8 protein-coding genes are annotated in these 11083 nt (G+C 72.2%); 6 read left to right on the top strand and 2 right to left on the bottom strand.

Annotated elements, in window-relative coordinates:
• Positions 1-18 precede the first annotated feature (18 nt).
• A complete protein-coding gene (locus AC060K_RS16315) occupies positions 19-798 on the bottom strand; it encodes a CpaE-like family protein (RefSeq protein ID WP_483766459.1) in 780 nt (259 codons plus the stop codon).
• 249 nt (positions 799-1047) lie between these two features.
• Between AC060K_RS16315 and AC060K_RS16310 the strand changes: the two genes are divergently transcribed.
• Positions 1048-1869: an HAD family hydrolase gene (locus AC060K_RS16310; protein WP_483766458.1), complete on the top strand. Its 822-nt coding sequence runs from the start codon at positions 1048-1050 to the stop codon at positions 1867-1869.
• 192 nt (positions 1870-2061) lie between these two features.
• Positions 2062-2640 (top strand): GNAT family N-acetyltransferase, encoded by a 579-nt coding sequence (locus tag AC060K_RS16305; RefSeq protein ID WP_483766457.1) that lies wholly within the window; start codon positions 2062-2064, stop codon positions 2638-2640.
• Positions 2641-3141: 501 nt separating this feature from the next.
• Here the strand turns inward: AC060K_RS16305 and AC060K_RS16300 are convergent.
• Entirely contained in the window at positions 3142-4266 is a 1125-nt protein-coding gene (locus tag AC060K_RS16300) for an NADH:flavin oxidoreductase/NADH oxidase (RefSeq protein ID WP_483766456.1), read from the bottom strand.
• Positions 4267-4485: 219 nt separating this feature from the next.
• On the opposite strand from AC060K_RS16300, the gene acs reads away from it, so the two are divergent.
• From acs to AC060K_RS16280, 4 genes are all read left to right on the top strand, one after another.
• Entirely contained in the window at positions 4486-6519 is a 2034-nt protein-coding gene (gene acs, locus AC060K_RS16295; protein ID WP_483766455.1) for an acetate--CoA ligase, read from the top strand.
• Positions 6520-6617: 98 nt separating this feature from the next.
• Entirely contained in the window at positions 6618-7565 is a 948-nt protein-coding gene (gene mshD / locus AC060K_RS16290) for a mycothiol synthase (RefSeq protein ID WP_483766454.1), read from the top strand.
• Positions 7566-7621: 56 nt separating this feature from the next.
• Positions 7622-10048, top strand: coding sequence for an RNA degradosome polyphosphate kinase (locus AC060K_RS16285; protein WP_483766453.1), 2427 nt, complete (start codon positions 7622-7624; stop codon positions 10046-10048).
• 14 nt (positions 10049-10062) lie between these two features.
• Positions 10063-11049 (top strand): NUDIX domain-containing protein, encoded by a 987-nt coding sequence (locus AC060K_RS16280; protein WP_483766452.1) that lies wholly within the window; start codon positions 10063-10065, stop codon positions 11047-11049.
• Positions 11050-11083 lie beyond the last annotated feature (34 nt).

Genomic DNA, 11083 nt, shown 5'->3' with positions numbered 1-11083 from the left:
CGACGACCGGGACGGCGGTCACAGGGCACCTGCCAGAAGGGTCGCGAACCGGCCCAGGGGGGCACGGCGTCCCATCGGCGGTCCCTCGCCGCGCTCGACCGCCGCTGCGAGCCAGCGGTCCCGGCCGAGCTCCGCGACCACCGGGAGCCCGAGCGCGTCGGCGAGCTCCGCGCCGTCGACCCGCCCGGGAGCGGGACCGCGCACGACGAGGCGCACATCCGCGGCTCCCGCCTCGCGAAGTGCCGTGACCACCGCCATCGCACCTGCCGCCGCCGGCACGGTGAGGGGAACCACGACCAGGACCACGTCCGCGCCGCCCACGAGCGCCCCGGCAGCACGCCAGGAGGGTCTGCCCGCTCCGGGCCGTGGCAGGTCGAGCACCACCGTCTCGCCTGCCCGGACGAGCCCGGAGCAGACGTCGAGCACCACCGCGTCGTCAGGCGCCGCGCCGCCCGAACGGGCACTGAGCACGGGAACCACTCCCCAGCGCGGCAGCCCGGCGACCAGGGTGATGCCGTCCACGTCGCCTCGCGCCGCGCCCAGGTCGCTCCACCGCACCCCTGGGACGTCGTCGACCCCCAGGAGCATCTCCAGGCCGGGGTCCTGCCCGGCCAGGTCGACGAGAGTCGCCCGCTCTCCGGCCCGGCGCAGCCCGTGCGCCATCGCCGCGCACACCACCGAGGCACCGGCGCCGCCGACCGACCCGACCACGCCCAGGACCCGCCCCTCGGCCATCACGTCGCTCCGCTGCCTCCCGGCACGTCCCTCGCCGACCGCAGCCGCCACCGCCCCCACCATGCCGACCTCCTGGATTCACCACCCCGGGCCGTCCGTCCGGGCTGTGTGCCTCCAGGCTGCTGCGAGCGCCAGGTCCGCCGCTGGGCACAGCGACCGGGCTGTGCACAGCCTCACGGGATCAGGGCGTGTGGTCGCCCTCGCACCCGCCCGGCACCGTCACGAAGGTCGCTCGACCCGGGGACCGACTTCCCGCGGCGACGCGCGCCCGGGGCTCGCACCGTGGTCGTGACCGGCCGTTAGGCTCGGGGCGTGAGCGAAGCAACAGCGCACAAGCAGGTTCCTTCGTCGGGCCGGAAGGTCGCGGCCTTCTTCGACCTCGACAAGACGATCATCGCGACGAGCTCGTCCGCGGCCTTCTCCCGGCCGTTCTACGCGGGCGGCCTCATCTCGCGCGGCGACGTGCTGCGGAGCGCCTACGCGCACTTCGTCTTCATGCTCGGGAGCGCCGACGCGGACCAGACCGAGCGCATGCGCGCGCACCTCAGCACGCTCGTGACCGGCTGGGACGTGGACAAGGTGCGCAGGATCGTCGCCGAGACGGTCCACGAGCTCATCGACCCGGTCGTCTACGCCGAGGCCGTGGAGCTGATCGCCGAGCACCACGAGCTGGGGCACGACGTCGTGGTGGTGTCGGCGTCGGGCGCGGAGCTCGTCGAACCGATCGCCGCGATCCTCGGGGCCGACCACGTCGTGTCGAGCCGGATGGCCGTGGCCGACGGCCGTTTCACCGGCGGCATCGACTACTACGCCTACGGCGAGAACAAGGGCATCGCGGTCCGCGAGCTCGCTGCCCGCGAGGGGTACGACCTGGCCGCGAGCTACGCCTACTCGGACTCCGTCACCGACGCGCCCATGCTGCACACCGTGGGCCACTCCTACGTGGTCAACCCCGACCGCACGCTCCGGCGCATGGCCGCCGACAACGGCTGGGGCATCCTGACCTTCACCCGGCCCATGGCACTGCGGCCGAAGGTCAAGCCCGTGCCCGTCATCGCGGTGGTCGGCGGCGTCGCCGTCGCGGTCGCCGTGGTGCTGCTCTGGCGCGCGGCACGGCGCAGACGGCTCGCCTGACGGCGGTCGGCGCGGCCCCGGCGGCGCCCGTGCGCCCGCCCCGCCCGGCCCCGCCCGGGTGCTCGGCGCACCACGGAATTCCCTCGCGCAACAGCACCTGAGCCGCGAGCATCGCACCATGTCGTCGTACTGAGGCCTCCGCCGTCACGGCCGCGGGCGAGAACCCGCGTCGCTCCAGCCTGCCCTCCGACGATGGGAACCACCTTGACCAGCAGTTTCGCGATCCGCCCGTACAGCGCCGCCGACGAGACGGGGTGGCTGCGCTGCCGTGTCCTGTCCTTCCTCGGCACCCAGTACTTCGACGACGTCACGTCCCGCCCCACGACGTTCGAGCTGCCGGTCGTCCGGCTGGTCGCCGACGCGGCCGGGGACATCGCCGGCATCCTCGACATCGAGCTCGACGGCGCGCTCGCTACGATCGACACCGTGGCGGTGCACCCCGACCACGCGCGGACAGGCATCGCGAGCGCCCTCCTGACGTCCGCGCTGCCACTGGTCCAGGCCGCGGGAGCCACAGAGCTCGACGCCTGGACCCGCGAGGACCCCGGCGCGAACGCCTGGTACCAGGCCATGGGCTTCTCCGAGGCCTACCGGTATCTCCACGTCTACAAGGGCTGGGACGAACCCGCCGACGATTTCGACGTCCCGGGCGGCCTCACCCTGCAGACCGCGTTCCTGCACGCCCCGATCGAGCGGGAGCGCGAGCTCCGCGCTCGCTTCGCCCGGGTGCACGTCTGCCGGCGATACCTCCGTCCGCTCACGCCCGCCTGATCGGCAGTTCGTCGGATGATCGGCCGCCCGAGTTGCCGATCATCCGACGAACTGCCGATCACCGCGCCACCGCGAAGCCCCTTCGCTCTTTTGTTTCCGACATGAATGCAGATTCGGAACACATTGACATCACAACATTAATTGTGAAGATGTCCGGGCAGCCGTTGCGCACACATTGAGAAGTTGGTGTGATAGGCACCACAGCAAGAAACACAGGACGGCGGACACCCACGCGCAGGAAGTCCACATCAGGACTCGTCGACCGGGCTCGTCCCGATGCGGCGGAGCACGCAGCGCCTGATAGTCCCCGTCCAGCTGGCGAGCGCGGCATCCGGCTGAGGAAGCTCCCGGATGCCGTACTCGTGGGATCGAGAACTCGCCACCGTGGTGGCCGGGCCTGCCGCCTGATTGTTCCGGAAGATCACGCGGCCTGGCCCGGCCACACGGCGAATCGATACGGCGGGCATTTCTTCCACACCGCGCACACCGGCAGGAAAGCAATTACCCCCGGCGTGCCGACACCATCTCAGAACGCCAGGCCGACCGCTCGTACTGCGGCTGCCACCGCACCCCGGACTCGACCGTCAGACGGCTCGTCCCCGCCGCAACCCCCAGCTCGTGGGCCGCGCGCAGCGCCCATCGAGGGTCGCGGAGCGCCGCACGTCCGAGCATGACGACGTCGACCCCGCCGTCCGCGACGATCTCCTCCGCGTGCGAGGGCTCACTGATGAGCCCGACCGCGCTCACCGGCACCCCGGAGACCTCCCGGATCCGGCGGGCGAACGCCACCTGGTACCCGGGCTCGTCCGGGTAGCTCGCGGGCGCCACCCCACCCGTCGAGACATCGACGAGGTCCACGCCGTGCCGGGAGAGCTCTTCGGCCACGAGTGCGACGTCCTCGACCGTCAGGCCGTCCTCCCGCCAGTCGGTGGCAGAGACGCGGACGATCAGTGGCTTCTCCGCCGGCCAGGCGGCCCGGACGGCGTCGACCACCTCGACCAGCAGGCGGGAGCGGTTCTGGAGCGTGCCGCCGTACTCGTCGTCGCGCCGGTTCGCGATGGGCGACAGGAACTGGTGCAGCAGGTAGCCGTGCGCGGCATGGACCTCGACCACGTCGAAGCCCGCCCGGTCGGCACGGACCGCGGCGGCGGCGAAGGCCTCGACGACGGCCGCGATCTCGTCCACGCCCAGCGCGTGCGGCTCGGCGAGCCCGTCGTGAGCCAGGGCCGACGGCGCCACGGTCGCCCAGCCGCCGTCGGACACCGGCACGGTGCCGCTCTTCGGGGCCCACGGCCGGTACTCCGACGCCTTGCGCCCGGCGTGGGCGAGCTGGATCCCCATGAGGGTGCCACGGTCGTGCGCGAAGGTGACCACCCGCGACCACGCCGCGACCTGCTCGTCGTTCCACAGGCCGGTATCCTGCGGGCTGATGCGGCCCTCCGGGACCACCGCCGTAGCCTCGGTCAGGACGAGGCCGAAGCCGCCGGTGGCGAGCGACCCGTAGTGGACCAGGTGCCAGTCGTCGGGCAGCCCGTCGGTTGCCGAGTACTGGCACATCGGCGCCACCCAGGCGCGGTTCGGGAAGGTGAGGCCACGCAGGGTGACCGGGGCGAAGAGTCTGCTCACGTGGGGAGCAACGCCGCACGGGCGACCCCATGTTCCCGACAACGTTTGCGACGAATCAGCCCAGCAGGTCAGGCACGCTTCGATCTGAGGCAAAGTAGCGGTACCGTCTCAGACTGTGACCGGGGTCTGTGACCCCGCTCACCGTGACTACACTCCACAAGGCAGGAGTCCTTCCAAATCCTGCCGTCGCACCCGCGAAGACGCGCACCGGAGGTCGCCGTGACAGACACCCAGCCATCGACAGAGCCGTCGGGCTCGACTGCCAGCCTCGAGAACCTCCTCCACGAGACACGCAGCTTCCCGCCGAGCCCGGAGTTCGCCGCCCAGGCGAACGCCCAGCCCGGCCTCTACGAGGAGGCTGCCGCGGACCGCCTGGAGTTCTGGGCGAAGCAGGCTCGCGAGCTCGTGACGTGGAAGACCCCGTTCACCGAGACGCTCGACTGGAGCGGCGCGCCCGTCGCCCGGTGGTTCGCGGACGGCACGCTCAACGCCGCCTACAACGCCGTCGACCGCCACGTGGAGAACGGTCTGGGCGACCGCGTCGCCCTGCACTTCGAGGGCGAGCCGGGCGACACCCGCTCCGTCACGTACGCCGAGCTGCAGCGCGAGGTGGCCCGGGCGGCCAACGCGCTGGCGGCGCTCGGCGTCACGGCCGGCGACCGCGTCGTGATCTACCTGCCGCTCCTGGTCGAGTCGGTCGTCGCCATGCTGGCGTGCACCCGCGTGGGCGCGCCCCACTCGGTCGTCTTCGGTGGCTTCTCCGCCGACGCCCTGCGCAGCCGCATCGCCGACGCGGAGGCCACGCTCGTCATCACGGCCGACGGCGGCTACCGCCGCGGTGCACCGTCCGCCCTGAAGCCTGCCGTCGACGAGGCGCTCGCGCCGCGCGAGGGCGACCCGGAGACGACCGTGCGCAACGTCCTCGTGGTCCGCCGCACGGAGCAGGAGGTCGCGTGGACCGAGGGTCGCGACATCTGGTGGCACGAGGCCCTCGAGGCGGCGGACACGTTCCACGAGCCCGCGTGGGTCGAGGCCGAGCACCCGCTGTTCATCCTGTACACGTCGGGGACCACCGGGAAGCCCAAGGGCATCCTGCACACCACCGGCGGCTATCTCACGCAGGTGGCCTACACGCACAAGAACGTGTTCGACCTGAAGCCGGAGACCGACGTCTACTGGTGCACGGCCGACATCGGCTGGGTCACCGGCCACTCCTACGTGGTCTACGGGCCGCTGCTCAACGGCGCCACCCAGGTGCTCTACGAGGGCACGCCCGACACGCCGCACCGTGGCCGCTGGTGGGAGCTCATCGAGAAGTACAAGGTCTCGATCCTCTACACGGCGCCCACCGCCATCCGCACCTGCATGAAGTGGGGCGAGGACATCCCGGGCCAGTTCGACCTGTCGTCGCTCCGGGTGCTGGGCAGCGTCGGCGAGCCCATCAACCCCGAGGCGTGGATGTGGTACCGGCGTGTGATCGGCGCCGACAAGACCCCGATCGTCGACACGTGGTGGCAGACGGAGACCGGCGGCATCATGATCAGCCCGCTGCCGGGCGTCACCGCGGCCAAGCCCGGCTCGGCCCAGGTGCCGCTCCCGGGCATCGCGGCCGACGTGGTCGACGACGAGGCCCACCCCGTGCCGAACGGCGGCGGTGGCTACCTCGTGCTCACCGAGCCGTGGCCGTCCATGCTCCGCGGCATCTGGGGTGACCTCGAGCGTTACAAGGAGACGTACTGGTCCCGCTTCGAGGGCCTGTACTTCGCCGGCGACGGCGCCAAGAAGGACGACGACGGCGACATCTGGCTCCTCGGCCGCGTCGACGACGTCATGAACGTCTCGGGGCACCGCCTGTCCACCACGGAGATCGAGTCGGCCCTGGTCTCGCACGACATCGTCGCGGAGGCGGCTGTGGTGGGCGCCAACGACGAGACCACCGGCCAGGCAGTGGTGGCGTTCGTGATCCTGCGCGGGGAGCACGCGACCCGGGCCTCCGACGCCGAGGGTGCCGCCCAGGTCCAGGAGGAGCTGCGGGCGCACGTGGCGAAGGAGATCGGCCCGATCGCCAAGCCCCGCAAGATCCTCGTCGTGGCCGAGCTGCCCAAGACGCGGTCCGGCAAGATCATGCGCCGCCTCCTGCGGGACGTGGCCGAGAACCGCGCGGTGGGTGACGCGACAACGCTGGCCGACTCGTCGGTGATGGACCTCATCTCGGCGGGCCTCAACGCCCCGTCGGCTGCCAACGAGGACTGACTCACTCACTCCGCCGAGACAGTGCCTTCGTCGGACGAAGGCACTGTCTCGGCGGGGTCCGGCCGCCCAACGGGGCGAGCCTGGGGGAGGATGGGCCCGTGCTCATCGCTCCTCCCTTCGAGATCGGTCCCCTCGACGCCGCCGCGCAGCGGGCGGTCCGCGAGCTGGCCGCCACCGCCGAGCAGCACGACGGCGTGGCCCCCCTCTCGGAGCAGTTCCTCCTGAACCTCCCGGTCGACGACGAGTGGGTGACCCACGTCGTCGCGCACGACAAGCTCGGCGCGACGATCGGGTACGCGCAGATCGACCGCTCGGGCGACGTGGCGAGCGCCGAGCTCGTGGTGCGGCCCGAGCACCGCAGGAACGGCACGGGACGGCTCCTCCTGCGCATCGCGGAGCGCGACGCGACGCTCCCCGCCCGGTCGGGTGAGCCCGGCCAGCACGGCAAGGCCCTCCACGTGTGGGCCCATGGCGACCTGCCCGAGGCCCGCGGCCTCGCGGAGAAGGCCGGCTACCGCCCCGCACGCGAGCTGCTCTTCCTCGCCCGGGCGCTGGACCACGACGTGCCCGCCCCCCGCCCCGTCCCCGACGGCCTGCGCCTGCGGACCTTCGTCCCGGGGCACGACGACGGCGCGTGGCTCTCCCTCAATGCCCGCGCCTTCGCGTCGCACCCTGAGCAGGGCCGCCTCGCGCCCGCGGACCTCGCGGCCCGGCAGGCGGTGCCCTGGTTCGACCCGGACGGCTTCTTCCTCGTGGAGTCGGCCGACGACGAGCCCGCCCTCCAGGCCTTCCTCTGGACCAAGGTGGAGCAGCCGGGGCCTGACGGCGCCCGCGACGGCGAGATCTACGTGGTCGGCGTCGCCCCCGAGGCGCAGGGCCGTGGCCTGGGAGGTCTCCTGACAGGCGTCGCCCTCGCGCACCTCGTGGAGGCCGGCTGCACGCGGGCGGTCCTGTACGTGGAGGGCGACAACGCGCCTGCGCTGGCGACGTACACGAGGGCCGGCTTCACCCGTGCCGGTTCCCACGTGCAGTACACACGTACCTGACCCAAACTGGGGAATCTCGTCACCCAGGGTTCATCCGACGGTGACACCATGGGGGCATGAAGGACGCCACGAGACGAAGCTCCAGGAGTCGTGATGCGCGGGGCCGGTTCATCGGGACCGTCAGCGCCGCCACGGCGACGTCGTCCGCACCCGCCCCCGAGGTGAAGGCGACCGTGAAGACCGAGGAGGAGACCGGCGTCGTGCACGAACAGCCTGTCCTCGCGCCCCGCGCGATCGACCCGAGCCTGGCCGCCCACATCGCCGAGCACATCGCGGAGGACCCCGCCGACGAGGCGCAGCTCGCCGCGGCCGCGAAGGCGGTGGCCGACCCCCTCCCCGCGGACCGCTTCGCGGACCGGGAGCTGAGCTGGCTCGCGTTCAACCAGCGCGTGCTCGAGCTCGCCGAGGACGACCGGATCCCGCTGCTCGAACGGGTGCGTTTCCTGGCGATCTTCGCATCGAACCTGGACGAGTTCTTCATGGTCCGGGTTGCCGGCCTGAAGCGCCGCATCGCCACGGGCATCGCCGTCACGAGCGCGTCGGGCCTCCCCCCGCGCGAGGTGCTGCGGGGCATCTCGGACCGTGCGCACGAGCTGATGGTGCGGCACGCGCGGCTGTTCCAGGACGAGGTCCAGCCCGCCCTGGCCAACGAGGGCATCACCCTCGTCCACTGGGACGAGCTGGAGCAGCGTGAGCAGGAGCGGCTGCACAAGTTCTTCCGCCGCCAGATCTTCCCGGTGCTGACCCCGCTGGCGGTCGACCCGGCGCACCCCTTCCCGTACATCTCGGGTCTCTCGCTGAACCTGGCGGTCGTGGTCGCCAACCCCGCCACCGGCAAGGAGCACTTCGCCCGCGTCAAGGTCCCGCCGCTGCTGCCGCGGTTCATCGCCGTGGACGCGTCGGGCAAGCCGCGCCGGCCCGGCACCCGCAAGGCGGACCCGCAGCGCGGGCCCATGTCGTTCGTGCCGATCGAGGACGTGATCGCCCAGCACCTCGACTATCTCTTCCCCGGCATGGAGGTGCGGGAGCACCACACGTTCCGGGTGACCCGCAACGAGGACGTGGAGGTCGAGGAGGACGACGCCGAGAACCTCCTCCAGGCGATGGAGAAGGAGCTGCTCCGGCGCCGCTTCGGCCCGCCGGTGCGCCTCGAGATCGCGGAGGGCATCAGCGCGCGCATCCTGGACCTGATCGTCCGCGAGCTCGGTGTGCGCGACGAGGAGGTCTACACGCTGCCGTCGCTGCTCGACCTCACGGGCCTCAACCTCATCGCGGACCTCGACCTGACGTCGCTGCACTACCCGCCGTTCGTGCCGACGACGCACCGCCAGCTCGCCGAGGTGGAGAGCGCCACTGCGTCGGACGTGTTCGCGGCCATCCGCCGGCGTGACGTCCTGCTCCACCACCCCTACGACTCGTTCTCCACCTCGGTGCAGACGTTCCTCGAGCAGGCGGCAGCAGACCCGGCCGTCCTGGCCATCAAGCAGACCCTCTACCGCACCTCCGGCGACTCCCCCATCGTGGACGCGCTCATCGACGCCGCCCAGGCGGGCAAGCAGGTGCTCGCCCTCGTCGAGATCAAGGCGCGGTTCGACGAGGAGGCCAACATCTCGTGGGCCCGCAAGCTCGAGCAGGCGGGCGTCCACGTGGTGTACGGGATCGTCGGGCTCAAGACCCACTGCAAGCTGTCGCTCGTGGTACGGCAGGAGCGCGACGGCTCGCTCCTGCGCTACTGCCACGTCGGGACGGGCAACTACCACCCCAAGACCGCCCGCATGTACACCGACCACGGCCTGCTCACGTGCGACCCGGACGTGGGGCAGGACCTCACCCGCCTGTTCAACCAGCTCTCGGGGTACGCGCCGCAGTCCCGGTTCCACCGTCTTCTCGTGGCCCCGCGCAGCGTCCGGACCGGGCTCGTCGAGCGCATCGAGCGCGAGGCGGAGGCGGCCAGGGCGGGGCACGAGGCCTGGGTCAAGATCAAGGTCAACTCGGCGGTGGACGAGACCGTGATCGACGCGCTCTACCGGGCGTCGCAGGCCGGCGTGAAGGTCGACCTCCTGGTGCGCGGCATCTGCTCCCTGCGTCCGGGGGTACCCGGCCTCAGCGAGAACATCCGCGTCCGTTCGGTGCTCGGGCGGTTCCTGGAGCACTCCCGGCTCTTCGCGTTCGCCAACTCCGTGGGGCCCGCCATCGCGGAGGGCCCCGACAGCGGACCCGAGGTGTTCATCGGGTCGGCGGACCTGATGCACCGCAACCTCGACCGCCGCGTCGAGACGCTCATCCGGCTGACGGACCCCGGTCATGTGGCCGAGATCGTCGAGCTCATCGACACGTCCATGTCCGACGGCACGGCGTCCTGGCACCTCCAGCCCGACGGCTCGTGGGTCCGGCACGCCACCGACGCGGACGGCGAACCGCTCCGTGACATGCAGGCTCTGCTCATCCAGCGCCAGCGGCGGCGCCTCGAGCCCGTACGGTGAGGACCGCGCTGCTGATGGAGACGCCCCTGACGGGCTCCAGCGCGCCCGTGATCGAGACGGCGGGCGGCATCGTCTGGCGTGTGCGCGGCGGGGAGCTGCAGGTCCAGCTGGTCCACCGGCCGCGCTACGACGACTGGTCCTGGCCCAAGGGCAAGCTCGACGAGGGGGAGGCGCACCAGACGGCGGCGGCGCGAGAGATCGCGGAGGAGACCGGAAAGCCCGTGATCCTCGGACGCCCGCTGCCGGGGCTGCAGTACCTCACGCCCGAGGGCCGGGTGAAGCGGGTCCGCTACTGGGCCGCCCGGAAGGCGCGGCGGAGCGTCGACGGCTACGCGCTCGCCGCACGGGCCCCCGTCGCGGACCACGACGACGCAGAGGTCAACGCCGTCGAGTGGCTCGACGCCGAGAAGGCCGCGAAGCGGCTCACCCGGGAGACGGACCGCGCGCCCCTGGAAACGCTGGTGGCCGCCCACGAGGCGGGCGAGCTGGAGACCCGGGTGCTCGTCATCGCCCGTCACGGCCGGGCGCTCCCCCGGACGGTCTGGCACGGCGGGGAGCGCGACCGCCCGCTCACCCCGGTGGGTCACGCCCAGGCGGCCGCCCTCGTGCCGGTCCTGGCCGCCTACGGCGTGGAGACGGTCATCAGCTCCCGCTGGGAGCGGTGCGCCGCCTCGATCGAGCCGTACGTCCGTGCGAGCGGCCAGCGGCCCGCGTTCAGCGAGAGCCTCAGCGAGGCGCAGCACGAGCGCTCGCCGTCGCGGGTCGCGGCGGCGGTGCTCACGCTGCTCGACGACGGCGCCTCCCTCCTCTGCACCCACCGGCCCGTGCTGCCCACCGTGCTCGACGTGCTGAGCCAGCACGCCTCGCGCTCGGTCGCCGACTCCCTGCCGTCGGACGACCCGTTCCTCGAGCCGGGCGAAGCCCTGGTCGCGCACGTCGCGGAGACGCCGAAGGGCCCACGGGTGGTGGCGGCGGAGAAGGTCAGCCCGCCGCTCTACTGAGCCGGCGACTCCTCCTGAGCCGACGGCGGACGGG

This window comes from Antribacter sp. NEAU-D49 (genome assembly GCF_057158775.1).
This window is presented reverse-complemented; position numbering and strand designations above follow the sequence as displayed.

Bases quoted from the DNA above. Each gene is read 5' to 3' on its own strand.
- AC060K_RS16315 (WP_483766459.1), bottom strand. From the start codon at position 798: ATGGTGGGGGCGGTGGCGGCTGCGGTCGGCGAGGGACGTGCCGGGAGG.
- AC060K_RS16305 (WP_483766457.1), top strand. From the start codon at position 2,062: ATGGGAACCACCTTGACCAGCAGTTTCGCGATCCGCCCGTACAGCGCC.
- AC060K_RS16285 (WP_483766453.1), top strand. From the start codon at position 7,622: ATGAAGGACGCCACGAGACGAAGCTCCAGGAGTCGTGATGCGCGGGGC.
- AC060K_RS16280 (WP_483766452.1), top strand. From the start codon at position 10,063: ATGGAGACGCCCCTGACGGGCTCCAGCGCGCCCGTGATCGAGACGGCG.